General features: G+C 61.4%; 14 protein-coding genes. 9 read left to right on the plus strand and 5 right to left on the minus strand.

The genetic code is table 11. The features are described from left to right. Positions 1 to 61 precede the first annotated feature (61 nt). The 4 genes from rsmA to B0W55_RS15110 are packed head-to-tail and all read right to left on the minus strand — an operon-like array spanning position 62 to position 5,949. The gene (rsmA, locus tag B0W55_RS15095; RefSeq protein ID WP_077046773.1) at positions 62 to 871 is read right to left on the minus strand and encodes a 16S rRNA (adenine(1518)-N(6)/adenine(1519)-N(6))-dimethyltransferase RsmA; all 810 of its coding nucleotides are present in this window, start codon (positions 869 to 871) and stop codon (positions 62 to 64) included. Further along, positions 868 to 1,857, minus strand: coding sequence for a 4-hydroxythreonine-4-phosphate dehydrogenase PdxA (gene pdxA / locus B0W55_RS15100; protein ID WP_077046774.1), 990 nt, complete (start codon positions 1,855 to 1,857; stop codon positions 868 to 870). The genes rsmA and pdxA overlap by 4 nt, the downstream gene beginning before the upstream one ends. Beyond that, the gene (gene surA / locus B0W55_RS15105; protein WP_175645513.1) at positions 1,854 to 3,176 is read right to left on the minus strand and encodes a peptidylprolyl isomerase SurA; all 1,323 of its coding nucleotides are present in this window, start codon (positions 3,174 to 3,176) and stop codon (positions 1,854 to 1,856) included. The genes pdxA and surA overlap by 4 nt, the downstream gene beginning before the upstream one ends. Continuing rightward, a complete protein-coding gene (locus B0W55_RS15110; protein WP_077046776.1) occupies positions 3,151 to 5,949 on the minus strand; it encodes an LPS-assembly protein LptD in 2,799 nt (932 codons plus the stop codon). Before B0W55_RS15110 ends, surA begins: the two co-directional genes overlap by 26 nt. A 130-nt stretch (positions 5,950 to 6,079) precedes the next feature. On the opposite strand from B0W55_RS15110, the gene B0W55_RS15115 reads away from it, so the two are divergent. Genes B0W55_RS15115 through B0W55_RS15125 form a run of 3 tightly spaced genes read left to right on the plus strand, consistent with a single transcriptional unit; the run spans position 6,080 to position 8,536 of the window. After that, positions 6,080 to 7,099, plus strand: coding sequence for an aminoglycoside phosphotransferase family protein (locus tag B0W55_RS15115; protein ID WP_077046777.1), 1,020 nt, complete (start codon positions 6,080 to 6,082; stop codon positions 7,097 to 7,099). Further along, on the plus strand, positions 7,096 to 7,767 hold the full coding sequence (murU, locus tag B0W55_RS15120; RefSeq protein WP_077046778.1) for an N-acetylmuramate alpha-1-phosphate uridylyltransferase MurU: 672 nt from the start codon (positions 7,096 to 7,098) through the stop codon (positions 7,765 to 7,767). The genes B0W55_RS15115 and murU overlap by 4 nt, the downstream gene beginning before the upstream one ends. Before the next feature lies 1 nt (position 7,768). Further along, positions 7,769 to 8,536: a TerB family tellurite resistance protein gene (locus tag B0W55_RS15125; RefSeq protein ID WP_077046779.1), complete on the plus strand. Its 768-nt coding sequence runs from the start codon at positions 7,769 to 7,771 to the stop codon at positions 8,534 to 8,536. 123 nt (positions 8,537 to 8,659) lie between these two features. Here the strand turns inward: B0W55_RS15125 and B0W55_RS15130 are convergent, their stop codons facing one another. Next, positions 8,660 to 9,652, minus strand: coding sequence for an alpha/beta hydrolase family protein (locus B0W55_RS15130; protein ID WP_077046780.1), 993 nt, complete (start codon positions 9,650 to 9,652; stop codon positions 8,660 to 8,662). A gap of 73 nt (positions 9,653 to 9,725) precedes the next feature. Here B0W55_RS15130 and B0W55_RS15135 point away from each other — a divergent pair, with 73 nt between their 5' ends. From B0W55_RS15135 to B0W55_RS15160, 6 genes are all read left to right on the plus strand, one after another. Then, a complete protein-coding gene (locus B0W55_RS15135) occupies positions 9,726 to 12,122 on the plus strand; it encodes a PAS domain S-box protein (RefSeq protein WP_077046781.1) in 2,397 nt (798 codons plus the stop codon). Between the two features lie 141 nt (positions 12,123 to 12,263). After that, a complete protein-coding gene (locus tag B0W55_RS15140) occupies positions 12,264 to 12,893 on the plus strand; it encodes a response regulator transcription factor (RefSeq protein WP_077046782.1) in 630 nt (209 codons plus the stop codon). A gap of 326 nt (positions 12,894 to 13,219) precedes the next feature. After that, positions 13,220 to 14,344 (plus strand): ABC transporter ATP-binding protein, encoded by a 1,125-nt coding sequence (locus tag B0W55_RS15145; RefSeq protein ID WP_077046783.1) that lies wholly within the window; start codon positions 13,220 to 13,222, stop codon positions 14,342 to 14,344. Between the two features lie 44 nt (positions 14,345 to 14,388). Continuing rightward, positions 14,389 to 15,432 carry an ABC transporter substrate-binding protein gene (locus tag B0W55_RS15150; RefSeq protein ID WP_077046784.1) on the plus strand — a complete coding sequence of 348 codons (1,044 nt, stop codon included), beginning with the start codon at positions 14,389 to 14,391 and terminating at the stop codon, positions 15,430 to 15,432. Between the two features lie 194 nt (positions 15,433 to 15,626). Then, positions 15,627 to 16,874 (plus strand): ABC transporter permease, encoded by a 1,248-nt coding sequence (locus tag B0W55_RS15155; protein ID WP_077046785.1) that lies wholly within the window; start codon positions 15,627 to 15,629, stop codon positions 16,872 to 16,874. 12 nt (positions 16,875 to 16,886) lie between these two features. Then, complete coding sequence (locus tag B0W55_RS15160; RefSeq protein ID WP_077046786.1) at positions 16,887 to 17,711, plus strand: ABC transporter permease; 825 nt, start codon at positions 16,887 to 16,889, stop codon at positions 17,709 to 17,711. Positions 17,712 to 17,793 lie beyond the last annotated feature (82 nt).

Raw genomic sequence — 17,793 nt, forward strand, 5'->3', positions numbered from 1 at the left:
AGTATCGGGTAGTAAACCAGACATGGGCGCTGGTGTCCTACCCGATAACGCTTGAGCGCTGTCAGATGTCTGCGGGCTTCTGTTCGCTGAGCTTGTCCGCCAGGCGCACGAAGGCGGCCAGGTCGAGTTGCTCGGGACGCAGGCTGCCGTCGACGCCGGCGGCTTCGATTTCAGCGTTGCTCAGCAGCAGCTTGAGGGTGTTGCGCAGGGTCTTGCGGCGCTGGTTGAAGGCTTCGCGCACGACGCGCTCCAGCAGGCGATGGTCCTTGGCCGGGTGCGGCAGCACGGCGTGAGGCACCAGGCGCACGATGGCCGAGTCCACTTTCGGCGGCGGGTTGAACGCGCCAGGGCCGACGTTGAACAGATGTTCGACCCGGCAGTGGTACTGAACCATGATCGACAAACGGCCCCAATCACCGCCACCAGGGCCTGCCGCCAGACGCTCGACCACTTCCTTTTGCAGCATGAAGTGCATGTCGCGAATCAGGTGGGAGTTGTGCAGCAGGTGGAAAATCAGCGGTGTAGAGATGTTGTAGGGCAGGTTGCCCACCACCCGCAGGCTGCCAGGGGCGGCGTTCAGGCTGTTGAAATCGAACTTCAGCGCATCGCCCTGATGCAGGTTGAAGTTGCTCTTGCCTGCAAACTGCTGGTTGAGGATCGGGATCAGGTCCTTGTCCAACTCCACCACATCAAGTTGGGCGCCGCTGCTGAGCAGGCCCTGGGTGAGTGCGCCCTGGCCCGGGCCGATTTCCAGCAGGCGGTCTTCGGCTTTTGCATGGATGGAGCGCAGGATGCGATCGATAACGCCGGCATCGTGCAGGAAGTTCTGGCCAAAGCGTTTGCGCGCCTTGTGTTGGTATTGCTCGGTCATAAACGGGTCTCGGCCATCTGGTAGGCGGTTTCCAGGGCGACTTGCAGGCTGCCGGTGTCGATCCTGCCACTGCCGGCCAGGTCCAGGGCGGTGCCGTGGTCGACCGAAGTGCGGATGATCGGCAAGCCGAGGGTCACGTTGACTGCCGCGCCGAAGCCTTTGTATTTCAGCACAGGCAGGCCCTGGTCGTGGTACATCGCCAGCACTGCGTCGCAGTGCTCCAGATATTTGGGGGTAAACAGCGTGTCGGCGGGCAAGGGACCGCGCAGGTCCATGCCTTCGCCGCGCAGGCGCTCTAATGTAGGTTCGATAATGTCGATTTCTTCATGGCCCAGGTGTCCGCCTTCACCGGCATGGGGGTTGAGCCCGCAGACCAGGATGCGTGGCTGGGCAATGCCGAATTTTTCTTGCAGATCGGTATGCAGGATTCGCGTGACCCGCTCCAGACGCTGCGGCGTGATCGCATCGGCAATCTCGCGCAGGGGCAGGTGGGTGGTGACCAGTGCTACGCGCAAACCGCGGGTGGCGAGCATCATCACGACCTGCGCGGTATGGGTCAGGTCGGCCAGAAACTCCGTGTGTCCGGAAAAGGCGATTCCTGACTCATTGATCACGCCCTTGTGCACGGGGGCGGTGATCATCCCGGCAAAATGCCCGTCCAGGCAGCCCTGGCCGGCGCGGGTCAGCGTTTCCAGAACGAAGGCCGCATTGGCCTTGTCCAGTTGCCCGGCAACGACCCTGGCGTTCAGTGGCGTATCCCAGACATACAGGCTGTTGGCAGGGGCGGGTACGTCCGGCCAGTTATCCGGGTTGACCGGCAGCAGGTCGACGGCCACGCCCAGTTGCGCGGCCCGCTCAATGAGCAGGTCGCGGCTGGTAATGGCAATCAGGGGGTATGGCTGGGCTTGCGAGGCGAGCAGCAGGCACAGGTCTGGACCTATGCCCGCCGGTTCGCCGGGTGTCAGCGCGAAACGTTTGGGTTTCACTGCGCTGCCTGGTCGGCGCCAGGGAGTTTGATTTCTACGTACGCTTCGTCACGGATCTGACGCAGCCAGGTTTGCAGCTCTTCGTCGTATTTGCGGTTGCGCAGTACGGTCATGGCTTGCTGTTCGCGGGCCTGGTTGGTGCTGTCGGTGGCGCGACGGCCAAGCACTTCCAGGACGTGCCAGCCGTATTGGGTCTGGAACGGCTTGGACAGCTTGCCTTGTGGGGTCTTGGCCATCACTTCGCGGAATTCCGGAACCAGTGCGTTCGGGTCGATCCAGTTCAGATCACCGCCGTTAAGCGCTGAGCCCGGGTCTTCCGAGAAGCTCTTTGCCAGGTCGCCGAAGTCTTCACCGGCTTCGATGCGGGCGTAGAGCGATTCGGCCAGTGCCTTGGTTTTCGCTTCGTCACGGATCGGGCTTGGTTTGACCAGGATGTGGCGCACATGCACTTCGTCACGCACCTGAGCTTCGCCGCCACGCTTGTCGGTGATTTTCAGAATGATGAAGCCGCCAGGCGTGCGCATTGGCTGGGTGATGTCGCCCACAGTCATGGTGCTCAGCAGGCGATCGAACGGAGGTGGCAGTTGCGCGGCTTTACGCCAGCCCATGTCGCCGCCTTCCAGCGCAGTTTCGCTTGCGGATTTGGCGATGGCCAACTGACCGAAGTCAGCACCTTGCTTGAGTTGCTGGTAAACCGCGTCAGCCTGCTTCGCCGCCGCCTGAATCGCGTCGGAGTTGGCGCTTTCCGGCGTAGGAATCAGGATGTTGGACAGGCGAAACTCTTCGGACAACTGCATCTTGCCCAGGTCGGACGCCAGGAAGTTCTTCACTTCCTGCTCGGACACCTGGATGCGTTCGGCCACACGGCGCTGACGCACACGGCTGATGACCATTTCGCGACGAATCTGGTCACGGGCGTCGTCGTAGGACAGGCCATCGTGAGTCAGGGCGGCGCGGAATTGATCCACTGTCATGTTGTTGCGCTGGGCGATGGTGCCGACAGCCTGGTTCAGTTCTTCGTCGGTGATGCGGATACCGGAGCGCTCGCCGATCTGCAGTTGCAGGTTTTCGACGATCAGGCGCTCAAGCACCTGCTGTTCCAGCACGCTGGCTGGCGGTACGGCCTGCCCGCGTTTGGCGATGGTTTGCTGAACTTCATGTACCCGTTGGTCCAGTTGACTCTGCATGACCACGTCGTTGTCGACGATGGCCACCACTTTATCGATGGACTGTACTGCGGCGCTGGCCGCAGTCGTCAGGAACAGCGCGCCCAGCATCAGCGGGCGCAGACAATCAGAAAGCTTGGTCTTCACGTTCACGATAACCTTGAATGCCTTTGTCGAGGAAACTCTCTACTTTGGAGCCGGTGAGGCCGCCGAGTCCCTTCAGAACAATTTGGAGGAAGACGCCATGGTCGCCTTTTTCGTTTTGCGGTGCTTCCTGGCTGAATTCGTCATAGGAAACCCAGTAACGGTTGATCAGGCGCAGTTTCCAGCAGCAGTTGTCGTATTCGAAGCCACCGAAGGCTTCCAGGGTACGGTTGCGGTTGTAGTCATACTGCCAGCGGCTGATGGCGTTCCATTGCGGCACGACCGGCCAGATGACCGAGAAGTCGTGCTGTTCGATCTTGTAGTAGTCCTTCACGTAGCCAGGCTGGCCCGGAACGCCGTAGTCACCGCCACCCACCGACCATGTACCGCTGTTCTGGTCGTAACGAACCTGGTCATTGCGATAGCGATAACCGGCGTTGATGACCTTGTTCGGGTTGTCTTCAGGCTGGTAGTGGAACATCGCGCTGCCCGAGCGAGGGCTGCGGCTGTCCGGGTCCCAGTTGTAATCGGCGGTGGTGCGCCAATCGCGGTTCCAGCGGTATTCGTATTCCAGTGCGTACGGCGAGACGCTCGATTGCGAGTCTTCGCGGGTGCGAGCATCGATGCCTGGCAGTTGGACTTTGCGGTCCTTGAAGTAATACGCCTGGCCGACGCTGACGCGTTGACGCTCGAAGCCATTGTCTTCGATCCAGCGGCTGGTGACGCCCAGCGACAGCTTGTTCTCGTCGCCGACACGGTCGGAGCCGGAGAAGCGGTTGTCACGGAACAGAGACGCGTAGTTGAAGGTGTATTCGCTGGTATCGAATACAGGAATGTCTTCCTGGTCCTTCTCTGGCACGTAGAGGTAGAACAGACGCGGCTCAAGGGTCTGGCGATAGTTTTTGCCGAACCATTGGGTGTTGCGGTCGAAATACAGCCCGCTGTCGACGCTGGCAATCGGCACGCCGCGATTTTGGTTGCTGTCGAAGGTGCCGTTGAGGCGGTTCTGTTCGGCGGTTTGCGCAGCGACCTGGCTCTTACCAATACTGTCCAGATCAAGTTGGTACTGCGTGTACTGATACTTGAGCTTCGGAGTGATGTAGCCATAAGACGCCTGCATCGGCAGGCTCATCGCTGGTGCAAGGTTCAGGCGATCACCGTTGGCACGAGCTAGACCCTGGACGTTGGTATCCAGGCGTGGAGACAGATTGCCGTCCTCATCGCTGTAGTTGCCGGTTTTCAGGTCGCGATCAAACCGCACAAGCTCAGTGTCATAAGTGAAATTCAGACCACCCGGATGATCCGGAAGAGCGCCATTGAAGGTGATCTGCGGCAAACGGTCATACGGCGTAATGTTCGACACGGTCGCCAGCTGATAAGCCTGGGCGTTCACACGAGCGGTGTAACTGTCGCCACGATAGGTCACGGAACCCTGCTGGTTCACGTAGTCGTCGCTCTTCACGCCAATCTGGTCAGTCTGCAGATCCTGGAAGTAATAAGGATCGCTGATCTTGGTGTAGTCGACCTGCGTGAGTACGCGCGAATCGAGACCACCCTTGTGCTGCCAGTTGTACATGTAGCGGGTTTTATCGTAGTCGCTCTGCAGCTTGCGGTCGTCGTTCTCGTCGTTCAGGTACGCGGCACCGAACTGACCTTCGCTCGACTTGGTCAGGTAGCGGAACTCGCCTTCCATCAACAGGCCGCGATCGCTCATATAGCGCGGATACAACGTGGCGTCGTAGTTCGGCGCCAGGTTGAAATAGTAAGGCGTAACGAGCAGGAAGCCGGTATCGCTGCCGGTGCCGATGGTCGGCGGCAGGAAGCCGGATTGACGACGGTCGTCGATCGGGAAATAGATGTACGGCGTGTACAGGACCGGAATGTCCTTGACCCGCAGGGTCACGTTGGTCGCGGTACCGAAACCGGTGGCCGGGTTCAAGGTGATGTTGTTGCCCTTGAGCTGCCAGGCGTTGCTGTTCGGCTCGCACGTGGTGTACGTGCCGTCCTTGAGGCGAATGATCGCGTTCTCGGCACGTTTGGCGTACAGCGCGCTACCGCGGATGCGGGATTTGTGCATCACGTATTCGGCGTTGTCGACCTTGGCTTCACCGGTATCGAGCTGCACATCGGCGTGGTCGCCGACGATCAGCGCGCCGTTGTCGCGGATGCGCACGTTGCCGGCCAGTTCGCCACGGCTCTCGGCCTGGTAAAGGTTGGCTTCGTCGGCTTCGACCTGCATGCTGCCCTGGCGCAAGACCACGTCACCGGCCAGGCTGGCGACTTGCTCATCCTGCTTGTAGCGCGAGGCTTTCGCGCCGACAAAGGTTGGCGCGTCACTTTTATTCGTCTTGTCATTCATGCCAGGACGAATCGGTTCGATATAGGAACCAGAGCAGTAAGGACCGGTTTCGGCAAGCTGTGCGGCAGTGAGCTGTTCGCGTGGAACCCAGTCGAGGTGACTGTAGTCTTCGCTACGAGACTTCAGGCCGCGGCCCTTGGCTTCGGTCACGAGTACTGGCTTGGGGCCGGTGTCTGCAGTGGTGCCGTCCTGTGCCGCCGCTTCGCCAGCGGCGCTGACTGCGCTGCCGTCATGCACGGGACGCGGAGGCAATGCAGCCGCCGGCGTCTTTGGCGAACAGTCCCAGGCACCCGTAGCCGACACGGAGCAGTCATACTGTTCCGCAGCGACCACGAAGGAAGTGGCTAGGGGTTGCAAGGCCAGCAGACTGCCGGTTACCAACAACGGAAATTTTTTACGAAACGCGGGGGATTTCAATGCCATCTTATTAGTCCGGGCTTCCTGCGTGCCATCTGCCCGCGGTGTGGGCCGCACGCCTCTCGATGGTCTGAAAAAGATGCTGGATAATAAAGCATGACCCGCTTGACGGCTAGCGCCGTCGGAGACCCTTGCAATGCCTGACCAAGATGTACGTTTGCAACACCTGAAAGTTTGGCTCGATGAGCAATTGGCGAACCTTTTTGCGCAGCAGGGTTGGGGTGCCGTACCCCCGGCCACATTGACCGCAGCCAGCAGTGACGCGAGTTTCCGGCGTTACTTTCGCTGGGAAGGAGGGGGCAGAAGTTTCGTCGTGATGGACGCGCCGCCACCCGAGGAAAACTGCAAACCCTTCGTGGATATCGCGTTTTTGCTGGCGAAATCCGGAATAAATGTGCCGAAAATTTATGCCGAGGACCTCGAGCGCGGTTTTCTTTTGCTCAATGACTTGGGCAACAAGACCTATCTGGACGTGATCGACAGCGAAAACGCCGACGATTTGTTCGCCGATGCGCTGCAAGCGCTGCTGGCTTTTCAGCAACTGCCGATGGTTGCGCCACTGCCCAGTTATGACGTGGCGCTGCTGCGTCGCGAACTCGAGTTGTTCCCGCAGTGGTACGTGAAGCGCGAGCTGGGCATCGAATTCGACGCGGCCCAGCAAGTGCTCTGGCAACAGGTCAGTGACCTGCTGATCGACAGCGCCCTGGCTCAGCCGAAGGTGCTGGTGCACCGCGACTACATGCCGCGCAACCTGATGCTCAGCGAGCCCAATCCCGGCGTGCTGGATTTCCAGGACGCGGTATACGGTCCGGTAACCTATGACGTGACCTGTCTGTTCAAGGATGCGTTCCTCAGTTGGCCCGAAGAGCGTGTACGCGGTTGGCTGCAAAGCTACTGGCAGCAGGCCGCTGCGCTGAACATTCCGGTGCAGCCGGATTTCGAAGACTTCCTGCGTGCCAGTGACCTCATGGGCGTGCAGCGTCACCTGAAGGTGATCGGCATCTTCGCCCGCATTTGCCATCGCGATGGCAAACCGCGTTACCTGGCGGATGTGCCACGTTTCTTTGCTTATATAGAAGCAGTGATCGCGCGACGTCCCGAACTGGCGGAACTGGAGGTATTGCTGGCCAGTCTGCGTGCCGGAGTCAAAGCATGAAGGCGATGATCCTGGCCGCAGGCAAAGGCGAGCGCATGCGCCCGCTGACCCTGACCACACCAAAGCCACTGGTTCGCGCAGGCGGGGTGCCGCTGATCGAGTATCACCTGCACGCGCTGGCCGCTGCCGGTTTTACCGAGATCGTCATCAACCATGCCTGGCTCGGGCAGCAGATCGAAGACTATCTGGGCGATGGCTCGCGCTACGGCGTGAGTATCCAGTACTCCCCGGAGGGCGAGCCGCTGGAAACCGGCGGCGGGATTTTCCGTGCATTGCCACTGCTGGGCGATGACGCCTTCGTCGTGGTCAATGGCGACATCTGGACCGATTACGACTTCAGCATGCTGCATCAGCCCATTGCCGGCCTGGCGCATCTGGTGCTGGCCGATAACCCGGCTCATCACCCGGTCGGGGATTTTCAGCTGATAGAAGGACGGGTCCGCGACGGTCAGCCGGGTACCGCCAATCTGACCTACAGCGGCATTGCGGTGCTGCATCCGCAACTGTTCGAAGGCTGTTCAGCGGGGGCGTTCAAACTGGCGCCTCTGTTGCGTGCGGCGATGGCAAACGGGCAGGTCTCGGGCGAGCGTTTGAACGGGCAGTGGGTCGATGTCGGCACCCACGAACGCCTGGCCGAGGCTGAAGTTTTGATCGAAGCGAGACGCTGACATGCTGTGGCCAGGGACTCTGATTGGAGCCGGAGCGGGCTTTGCCATTGCCAGCATTCCGGGGGCCATGCTTGGCGCCTTGTTGGGGCAGGCGCTGGATCGACGCCTGCATGTGCAGAGCTGGGCGCAGCTGCTGGAAAAACTTGGCGGTCGTGCGGCGCTGCGCAACGACGAACTGCTGTTTGTGTTACTGGGGCGTTTGGCCAAGTGCGACGGTCGCGTAGTGGACGGCCATATCCAGCAGGCGCGACAGGAAATGCGAGCGCTGGACATGAACGAACACGCCCAGCGTCGGGCGATTGCTGCGTTCAATCGCGGCAAGTCGGGTAACGATTCACTGCGGGGTTATCTGCGTCGCCTGAGCAACCAGCCCCATGCCGCCGAAGGGGTGTTGCGTGCCTGTTGGCGTATGGTCTGGGCCGATGGCAAGGCGGGCAGCAGTGAGCGCGAGTTGATCGCTCAATGGGGCAGGTGGCTGGGTTGGACGTCGCATCAGGTGCAGGCGCTGGCGACGGATTATGAGCCGCACAGGCGTGCGCAGGTCAGTGCCACCGTCACTTATCAGGACGCGATGCGCCTGCTGGGGGTGTCCGCCACCAGTGAACCGGCGCAGATCAAGCGTGCTTACCGACGGCTGCTCAGCCGTCACCATCCGGACAAGATCGCGGGCAGCGGGGCGACGGCATCGCAAGTGCGCGAGGCCACCGAGAAGACCCGGGAATTGCACAACGCCTATGCGTTGATTCGTCAGCGGCGGGATTTTCGTTAGAGGGAACAATTGTTTTGTCCGTCATGGCGCTTTCGCGAGCAAGCCCGCTCCCACATTTGATCCGCGTCGTACACCGATCAAATATGGGAGCGGGCTTGCTCGCGAAGGGGGCGGCCCGGTCCCTCAGTCCGCCGCACCCTGCGGATTCAACCAACCCCGCACCCGGCGCACCAATTGCTCTTGCTGCGCCTTGGCATCCCCCGGCAACGCCTTGAGCGACACTTGGCTGAAGACCGATGCCTTCAGGCGCTTGCTGGCCTGCAACCGGGCCAGGGCCATGTTGCGATCGACCGGCTTGTCCCTGTAGAAAATGTCTGCGGTGGGCAGTTTCAGCATCGGTGCGAGTTCATCCAGTTCTGGCTTGGCCTGGGTCGGTGTCTGCGCGGCGACCATGACGAATCGTTCGACCTGTGGCGGCTGCTTCTCGCTCAGATAGCGCGCCGCCCAGTAGGCGCCAGTACCATGCCCCACTACGACAATGCTGCGTGCACTTTGCTGTTCGGCAAAGGCGATGGCCGCGTCGATGCGCGTGAAGATCCGCTCGGCATCCGCCTTGCTCTGCTCTTCGCTGGTTTCAGTCAAGGGTTTGTCAGGCACTTCAGCCTCACCGCCCGCCACTTGCTCGATGGGCGCTGCGGTGGTCGAGTCCTTGCTCGTGGTGTCCGGCGTCTTGGGTGCAGGCGGCACTTCGGCAACCCGTGGCGCAATGGCATCGCTTTGCAGGTCCGGCAAGGTGATACTCAGGCTGCTCCACTGTGCGTCGGGCAAATTGCGCCGCAACGGTCCGACGGCTTGCGGCCAGTCAGCGGTTTCGCCAGCGCCCGGGACAATGATGACCGCGCCCTTTGGGTCGGCGGTATTGGCCGGTTTCCACAAGGCCAGGAAGGTGTCGCTGCCCGCTTGCAGTTGCTGTTGCTCCGAGGCAGGGACTTTGCGCCCCAGTGCTGCCGCCTCCTCCTGACTACGCTCAGGCAAGGGCTGACGTTCGGCGGGTTTTTCTTCGGCGGGTTTTTCCGTTGCCGCAGGTGCCGGATCGGCAGCCCTCACGGAAAAGGCGCAGGGAAGGATCAGCGACAGGCACAATGCTGGCAGTGCCAGGCGGTAGACAGGGGGCATCGGATATTCCAGGCCAGAAGTGATTCCGGCAGCCTAATGGGTTGATCAGTGTTTGTCAGGATGTGAGATTTCGATGATGCGTTTTCGCTGCCTGTGGGTTATCGGCTGCTTGTGGTTTCCCTTGATGGGCTGGGCGGCGGCCGTGCCCCCGGCGCACGTTGCGGCCTTGTCGCCCAAACAGCAGCAATGGCTGGCGCAGCAGGGCGAGTTGCGCGTCGGGCTGGTGTTGCAGGCGCCCTACGCGCAATACGATCGCCGCTTGCAGCGCCTGTCCGGGGTCAACGTCGAATTGATGAAATGGCTGGCCAAGGCGCTCAAGGTCGAGCTCAGCTGGCGCAACTTTCCCGACCTTGAACAGCTTGAAGCCGCCGCGCGTACCGGTGAAATCGACATCGCCCCGGGGCTGACGCAAACCCCTGGCGGCCTGCGTCTGTGGCAGTTTTCCGATCCGTACATGCGGGTGCCGCAACTGGTGGTCAGCGATCAGAAAAGCACCGGTGCGGTGGAGCTGGAAAAACTCGACAGCCAGACCCGCGTCGCCGTGCGCATGCCCAGCGCCACGGCCGATTATCTGCGCAGTAACTTTCCTCACTTGAACCTGCAGGGCGTGCCGATCGAACGCCAGGCGCTGCAACTGTTGTTGAGCCAGCAAGCCGGGTATGCGGTGGTGGACGAGGCGCAATTGGGTCGTCTTTCCATGGAGCCGGAATTCGCCGGCCTGGTGGTGGTGGGCGACATCGGCCTGCCGCAACTGTTGCGGGTAGCCACCCGGCGCGACGAGCCGGAGCTGGCCGGTATCGTCGAAACTGCACTGCGGGCGATCCCGGCCAAGGATCTGGAAGCCCTGCACAGCCAATGGCTGCAACCCAAATATCCGAGGCTCACTGAGTCTCCCGGTTTCTGGCAAAACCTCTGCCTGCTGTTGCTGGTACTGACGCTGAGCAGCGTGGCCATCGTGTTCTGGCAACGCCGCCAGCAGCGCAGCCTGGAGCAACGACTGGCGGCGGCGCAGGACGACATTGCCTTGCGTGCCGCCAGTGAAGAGGCGTTACGGCTCACCCAGTTTTCCATCGACCAGAGCACCGTCGGCATCCTTTGGGTCAACTGGGACAGTCACGTGCGTTATGCCAACCGCGCTGCCGAGTCCATGCTGGGCTATCCGCCGGGCGGCACCCTCGACCGGCCCTTGATTGACTTCGAACCTGGCCTGCACATGGATCGCTGGCTGAACCTGTGGAAAGGCGCCCGGGCCAGCGACGAGTCGCCGCAAAGTTTCGAAACCAATTGCCTGCGCGCCGACGGCAGCGTCTTGCCGGCGGATGTCTCGCTGAGCTTTCTGCGCTTTCGCGATGGCGAGTACCTGGTGGTCTACCTCACCGACGTCACCGAACGTCGCCGCGCCCTGGCGGCGCTACAGGAAAGTGAGGCGCGATTGCAGGGGATCGCAGCGAACGTGCCGGGCCTGGTCTTTCGTCTGGAGCGGGCGCCGGTGACCGGACAGATCGATTTTGCCTACATCAGCGAAGGCAGTGAAAGCCTGGTGGGGTACTCGCCCGCCACCCTGGCTCACCGCGACAAAGGCCTGCGCAGCCTGGTGCATCCCGACGACAAGGCCAGCTATCACCAGACCCAGGACCATGCGCTGGACACCGACAGTGACTGGTCGTGGCAAGGGCGAATTCTCACTCGTCATGGCGAACAACGCTGGGCGGAAATCAAGGCGATTACTCGACGACTCGAGGACGGTGCCTACGTCTGGGATGGCATTGTCTGGGACATCAGCGAGAGCAAGCGCATCGAGCTGGAACTGGCCAGTTCTCGAGAGCAACTGCGCGAACTGTCCGCGCACCTGGAGAGCGTGCGCGAAGAGGAAAAGGCACGCATTGCCCGGGAAGTTCACGATGAATTGGGTCAGATGTTGACCGTGCTCAAGCTGGAAACGTCCATGTGCGAACTGGCCTACGCGCAGCTCGACCCCGGACTGCACGAACGCTTGAACAGCATGAAGCGCTTGATTGCCCAGTTGTTCCAGTTGGTGCGTGATGTGGCGACGGCGCTGCGCCCGCCGATTCTCGATGCCGGCATCGCCTCGGCCATCGAATGGCAGGCCCGTCGTTTCGAGGCGCGCACGCAGATTCCGTGCCTGGTGCAGGTGCCGGATAATCTACCGGTGCTCAGCGACGCCAAGGCGACTGGCCTGTTTCGCATCCTTCAGGAGGCATTGACCAATGTCATGCGCCACGCCCAGGCGCATACTGTTGAACTGACACTGGCACTCGAAGGTGACGAGTTGTGTCTGACGGTCAGCGATGATGGCGTAGGATTTGTCGTCGCGGATGGCAGGCCGACCTCCTTCGGGCTGGTGGGCATGCGCGAGCGCGTGCTGATCATGGGCGGGCAGTTGTCGCTCGAGAGTGAGTTGGAGGAGGGGACGACGCTGATTGTGCGGGTGCCGTTGGATGGGGTCTGATGCTCTTGTGGTGTCAGTGACCATGTCTTCGCGGGCAAGCCCGCTCCCACAGGGAATTGGGTCAGGGCACCTGTCTTTGATATTCCCCCTGCGCTGTGGGAGCGGGCTTGCCCGCGATAGAGCTTGAATCTGGAGAAGAACGTGATCCGTGTACTGGTAGCCGAAGACCACACCATCGTCCGCGAAGGCATCAAGCAACTGATCGGCCTGGCCAAGGATTTGCTGGTGGTGGGGGAGGCGAGCAATGGTGAGCAACTGCTCGAAACGTTGCGCAATGTGCCCTGCGAAGTGGTGTTGCTCGATATCTCCATGCCCGGTGTGAACGGTCTGGAAGCGATTCCACGGATCCGCGCGCTGAACAATCCACCGGTGATCCTGGTGCTGTCGATGCACGATGAAGCGCAGATGGCGGCCCGGGCCTTGAAGGTTGGCGCCGCTGGCTACGCGACCAAGGACAGCGATCCGGCGCTATTGCTGACGGCCATCCGCCGGGTCGCGGCGGGGGGGCGTTATATCGACCCGGACCTGGCGGACCGCATGGTGTTCGAGGTCGGCCTGACGGATTCGCGGCCGCTGCACTCGTTGCTCTCGGAGCGCGAGTTTTCCGTGTTCGAGCGCCTGGCCCAGGGCGCCAACGTCAACGACATCGCCCAGCAACTGGCGTTGAGCAGCAAGACCATCAGCACCCACAAGGCGCGGTTGATGCAGAAACTCAACATCACCTCCCTGGCCGAGTTGGTGAAGTACGCGATGGAACACAAACTTCTCTGAATTCACCGCCCCGCTCTTGTAGAAGCACGGCTTGCCGGCGATGGCGTCCTTGAAATCGCCATCGCCAGCAAGCTGTGCGCCTACAGAGGCGGGGCGCGCTGCGGCATGTCCATTTGCGACATGCGGCACCACCGCTTTCGCTCCTGCTTGAGGCTTGCTGCTGACAGCTTGCCGCTGCACTTGCCCATACACGCCATCCTTGTAGGGCAATCCCTACCCCCAGCCTTCCAACCTGCTGAGGCGATTCTCTCCTGCACCCCGATTTGCGCGCTCCCCGGCGTCCACTAGGCTTAGTCCACAGCAGTCATCACAACAAAGGTGTGGGTATGAGCCAGGTCGATTCAAGCGCAGGGGCCAATGATGTTCTGGTCAGCTTTCGTGGAGTGCAGAAGAGCTACGACGGCGAGAACCTGATCGTCAAAGACCTCAACCTGGACATTCGCAAAGGCGAATTCCTCACCCTGCTCGGGCCGTCCGGCTCGGGTAAGACCACCAGCCTGATGATGCTCGCCGGCTTCGAAACGCCGACTGCGGGCGAGATCCTGCTGGCCGGTCGTGCCATCAACAACGTCCCGCCGCACAAGCGCGACATCGGCATGGTGTTCCAGAACTATGCCTTGTTCCCGCACATGACCGTCGCCGAGAACCTGGCGTTCCCGCTGACCGTGCGCGGGCTGAACAAGAGCGACGTCAGCGACAAAGTCAAAAAAGTCCTGAGCATGGTGCAGCTCGATACGTTCGCCCAGCGTTACCCGGCGCAACTGTCCGGTGGTCAGCAGCAGCGTGTGGCGCTGGCCCGCGCACTGGTGTTCGAGCCACAGCTGGTGCTGATGGACGAACCCCTCGGAGCACTCGACAAACAACTGCGTGAACACATGCAGATGGAAATCAAACACCTGCACCAGCGCCTGGGCGTGACGGTGGTCTACGTCACCCACGACCAGGGCGAAGCCCTGACCATGTCCGACCGGGTGGCGGTATTCCACCAAGGCGAAATCCAGCAGATCGCGCCACCGCGCACACTCTATGAAGAGCCGAAAAACACCTTCGTCGCCAACTTCATCGGCGAAAACAACCGCCTCAACGGGCGTCTGCACAGTCAGACCGGCGATCGCTGCGTGGTTGAACTGGCCCGTGGTGAAAAGGTTGAAGCGCTGGCGGTGAACGTCGGCCGCACCGGCGAGCCAGTGACCCTGTCCATTCGCCCGGAACGCGTGAGCCTCAATGGCTCGAGCGAGTCGTGCATCAACCGCTTCTCGGGAAGGGTGGCGGAATTCATCTATCTGGGCGACCACGTCCGGGTTCGCCTGGAAGTCTGTGGCAAGACAGACTTCTTCGTGAAACAACCGATTGCCGAGCTCGATCCTGCGCTCGCCGTCGGTGACGTGGTACCGCTTGGCTGGCAGATCGAACACGTTCGCGCGCTCGATCCACTTCTAGAGGCGAACTGATCGCCCTTCTGCTTCACCAACCCTGCACGTGGAGAACAATATCAATGTTGAAATCCCTGAAATTCACAGCTCTGGTCATGGGCATGATCGGCGCGTCGCACGCGATGGCAGCGGGCCCGGACCTGACCGTGGTGTCCTTTGGCGGGGCGAACAAGGCCGCGCAGGTCAAAGCCTTCTACGCACCCTGGGAAGCGGCAGGCAATGGCAAGATCGTGGCGGGCGAGTACAACGGTGAAATGGCCAAGGTCAAGGCCATGGTCGACACCAAGAGCGTGTCCTGGGACCTGGTGGAAGTCGAGTCGCCAGAGCTGTCTCGCGGTTGCGATGAAGACATGTTCGAGCAACTGGACCCTGCGCTGTTCGGCAAGACCGAAGACTACGTCAAGGGCGCCATCCAGCCATGCGGCGTAGGCTTCTTCGTCTGGTCGACGGTGTTGGCCTACAACGCCGACAAGCTCAAGACCGCACCGACCAGCTGGAAGGATTTCTGGGACACCAAGCAATTCCCGGGCAAGCGCGGCCTGCGCAAAGGCGCCAAGTACACCCTGGAATTCGCCCTGATGGCCGACGGCGTTGCGCCGAAAGACGTCTACAAGGTGCTGGCCGGCAAGGACGGTCAGGACCGCGCGTTCAAGAAGCTCGATGAACTCAAGCCGAACATCCAGTGGTGGGAAGCCGGCGCGCAACCGCCGCAATACCTGGCCTCCGGTGACGTGGTCATGAGTTCGGCCTACAACGGTCGCATCGCTGCCGTGCAGAAAGAAAGCAACCTGAAGGTGGTGTGGAACGGCGGCATCTACGACTTCGACGCCTGGGCGATTCCAAAAGGCCTGGACAAGGCGCGGGCTGAAGCGGCGAAGAAATTCATCGCCTTCTCGGTGCAGCCGCAGCAGCAGAAGACCTACTCGGAAAACATCGCCTACGGCCCGGCCAACACTCAGGCTGTACCGTTGCTGGCCAAGGATGTCCTCAAAGACATGCCGACCACCCCGGAAAACATCGCCAACCAGGTGCAGATCGACGTCAGCTTCTGGGCTGACAACGGCGAGCAACTGGAACAGCGCTTCAACGCCTGGGCTGCGAAATAACCAGAGGGCTCGCCCTCTTGTGAGGGCGGGCTTTTGTGGCGAGGGAGCTTGCTCCCGCTTGAGTGCGCAGCACTCACAAAATTTCAGGCTGTCAGCAAAGTTTTGGGGCCGCTTCGCAGCCCAGCGCGAGCAAGCTCGCTCGCCACAAGTTCGCTCCCACATTATCGATTGATCAAAGATTTCCGGAGTACGCCATGGCTATCGCCGTTCCCGTGAACGCGGGCACTGACCCCACCTTGAAGCAGCGGCTCAAGCATGCCGAGCGGGTCAACCGCTGGAAGGCCCAGGCCCTGATCGCGCCGCTGGTGCTGTTTCTGCTGCTGGTGTTCCTGGTGCCGATCGTGGCGCTGCTCTACAAAAGCGTCGGTAACCCCGAAGTGGTCGGCGGCATGCCGCGCACGGTCTCGGCCATCGCCAGTTGGGACGGCCGAGGCCTGCCCGCCGAGCCGGTTTACAAAGCGGCTGCCGAAGACCTCGCCGAAGCCCGCAAGAATCAGACCCTGGGTGATTTGTCCAAGCGCCTGAACATGGAACTGGCCGGCTACCGCAGCCTGTTGACCAAGACTGCCCGGGCGTTGCCGCTGGCCACAGAACCGACCTCCTATAAAGAAGCGCTGGAAGGCCTCGACGAGCGTTGGGGCGACCCGGCCTACTGGCAAGCGGTGCGCCGCAACACCAGCAGCATCACCCCGTACTACCTGCTGGCCGCGGTCGATCACCGCATCGATGACCTCGGTGAACTGGCGCCGGCCACGCCGGATCAGGCGATTTACCTCGACATCTTCGCCCGCACCTTCTGGATGGGCCTGATCATCACCGTGATCTGCCTGGTGCTGGCCTACCCATTGGCTTACCTGCTGGCGAACCTGCCATCGCGGCAGAGCAACCTGCTGATGATTCTGGTGCTGTTGCCGTTCTGGACTTCGATCCTGGTGCGGGTCGCGGCGTGGATCGTTCTGTTGCAATCGGGGGGCCTGATCAACAGCGGCCTGATGGCCATGGGCATCATCGATAAACCGGTGGAACTGGTGTTCAACCGCATCGGTGTCTACATCTCCATGGTGCACATCCTGCTGCCGTTCATGATCCTGCCGATCTACAGCGTGATGAAAGGCATCTCGCCGACCTACATGCGTGCGGCGATCTCCCTGGGCTGCCACCCGTTCGCCAGTTTCTGGCGGGTGTACTTCCCGCAGACCTATGCCGGTGTCGGCGCCGGTTGCCTGTTGGTGTTCATCCTTGCCATCGGCTACTACATCACCCCGGCCTTGCTGGGCAGCCCGAACGATCAGATGGTCAGCTACTTCGTTGCGTTCTACACCAACACCAGCATCAACTGGGGCATGGCCACCGCGCTTGGCGGCCTGCTGCTGCTGGCGACCGTGGTGCTTTATCTGATTTACAGCTGGCTGGTGGGCGCCAGCCGCCTGCGCCTGAGCTAAGGGGAGAATGAAATGCTGAGTCCTTATATGTCGCCCGTCGAGCGGGTGTGGTTCTACAGCTTGCGGATTCTCTGCGGCCTGATCCTGTTGTTCCTGATCCTGCCGGTGCTGGTGATCATCCCGCTGTCGTTCAACTCCGGCAGTTTCCTGGTGTACCCGCTGCAGGGCTTCTCGTTGCAGTGGTATCACGACTTCTTCGCCTCGGCGGAGTGGATGCGGGCCCTGAAGAACAGCATCATCGTCGCTCCGGCGGCGACGGTGTTGGCCATGGTGTTCGGCACGCTGGCGGCCATCGGCCTGACCCGTGGCGACTTCCCGGGCAAGGCGCTGGTGATGGCGCTGGTGATTTCGCCGATGGTGGTGCCGGTGGTGATCATCGGTGTGGCCAGTTACCTGTTCTTCGCCCCGTTGGGCCTGGGCAACAGCTTCTTTTCGCTGATCGTGGTGCACGCGGTGCTGGGCGTGCCGTTCGTGATCATCACGGTGTCGGCCACCTTGCAGGGGTTTAATCAGAACCTGGTGCGCGCCGCCGCCAGCCTGGGTGCTTCGCCGCTGACCGCGTTCCGACGGGTGACTTTGCCGCTGATCGCTCCCGGAGTGATTTCCGGCGCGTTGTTCGCGTTCGCCACCTCGTTCGATGAAGTGGTGGTGACGCTGTTCCTCGCCGGTCCCGAGCAAGCGACCCTGCCACGGCAGATGTTCAGCGGCATCCGCGAAAACCTCAGCCCGACCATTGCTGCCGCAGCGACGCTGCTGATCGCCTTCTCGGTGATCCTGCTGCTGACCCTGGAATGGTTGCGTGGGCGCAGTGAGAAATTGCGTACCGCCCAGGTTTAAAACTGAGCGCGGTTCGAATGTGGGAGCGGGCTTGCTCGCGAAAGCGGTGGGTCAGTCAAAAGTATTCGACTGTCCCACCGCA

The sequence above is a fragment of the Pseudomonas sp. KK4 genome, assembly GCF_001984065.1.
Taxonomy (GTDB): Bacteria; Pseudomonadota; Gammaproteobacteria; order Pseudomonadales; family Pseudomonadaceae; genus Aquipseudomonas.

What these genes read in the sequence shown, in the direction of transcription:
- B0W55_RS15150 (WP_077046784.1), top strand. Translation starts at nt 14,389, where the DNA reads ATGTTGAAATCCCTGAAATTCACAGCTCTGGTCATGGGCATGATCGGC.
- murU (WP_077046778.1), top strand. Translation starts at nt 7,096, where the DNA reads ATGAAGGCGATGATCCTGGCCGCAGGCAAAGGCGAGCGCATGCGCCCG.
- B0W55_RS15115 (WP_077046777.1), top strand. Translation starts at nt 6,080, where the DNA reads ATGCCTGACCAAGATGTACGTTTGCAACACCTGAAAGTTTGGCTCGAT.
- B0W55_RS15110 (WP_077046776.1), bottom strand. Translation starts at nt 5,949, where the DNA reads ATGGCATTGAAATCCCCCGCGTTTCGTAAAAAATTTCCGTTGTTGGTA.
- B0W55_RS15160 (WP_077046786.1), top strand. Translation starts at nt 16,887, where the DNA reads ATGCTGAGTCCTTATATGTCGCCCGTCGAGCGGGTGTGGTTCTACAGC.
- B0W55_RS15155 (WP_077046785.1), top strand. Translation starts at nt 15,627, where the DNA reads ATGGCTATCGCCGTTCCCGTGAACGCGGGCACTGACCCCACCTTGAAG.
- B0W55_RS15125 (WP_077046779.1), top strand. Translation starts at nt 7,769, where the DNA reads ATGCTGTGGCCAGGGACTCTGATTGGAGCCGGAGCGGGCTTTGCCATT.
- B0W55_RS15130 (WP_077046780.1), bottom strand. Translation starts at nt 9,652, where the DNA reads ATGCCCCCTGTCTACCGCCTGGCACTGCCAGCATTGTGCCTGTCGCTG.
- B0W55_RS15135 (WP_077046781.1), top strand. Translation starts at nt 9,726, where the DNA reads ATGATGCGTTTTCGCTGCCTGTGGGTTATCGGCTGCTTGTGGTTTCCC.
- rsmA (WP_077046773.1), bottom strand. Translation starts at nt 871, where the DNA reads ATGACCGAGCAATACCAACACAAGGCGCGCAAACGCTTTGGCCAGAAC.
- B0W55_RS15145 (WP_077046783.1), top strand. Translation starts at nt 13,220, where the DNA reads ATGAGCCAGGTCGATTCAAGCGCAGGGGCCAATGATGTTCTGGTCAGC.